A 300-nucleotide genomic window follows, 5' to 3' on the forward strand; every position below is an offset into this window, starting at 1 on the left:
GAAAGCTTCCTCAACGACCTGAACAATGTAGATTCCATTACTATTTATGGTGGTGGTGGTGGTAGTGAAGTTTCCAGCGTTGCTGATGGTCTAGAGCCACTATTAGCTTACGGCATTAAGGCACAAGAGTTCGGATTGTTAGCCTTTGGAGCTAGCTTGACCGCACACATCGTTAAGTCATTCAGCGAATCTGATACTTTCTTGTAATTTACTACTGAGCTAGATTGCTCTGTGGAACTTTTGGAATTAGCGATTAAGCAATACACAGCTTAATCGCTGCCAAATCTGCTCAAATGTAAC

General features: G+C 42.3%; 1 protein-coding gene. It reads left to right on the forward strand.

Annotated features, from left to right (window positions below; genetic code table 11):
• The coding region (locus ACEYW6_RS36805; protein WP_412983694.1) for a hypothetical protein at nt 1-207 on the forward strand (207 nt) is incomplete at its 5' end.
• Nucleotides 208-300 lie beyond the last annotated feature (93 nt).

It is taken from the genome of Nostoc sp. UIC 10607, assembly GCF_047228265.1.
In the GTDB taxonomy this organism is placed as follows: Bacteria; Cyanobacteriota; Cyanobacteriia; order Cyanobacteriales; family Nostocaceae; genus Nostoc; species Nostoc foliaceum_A.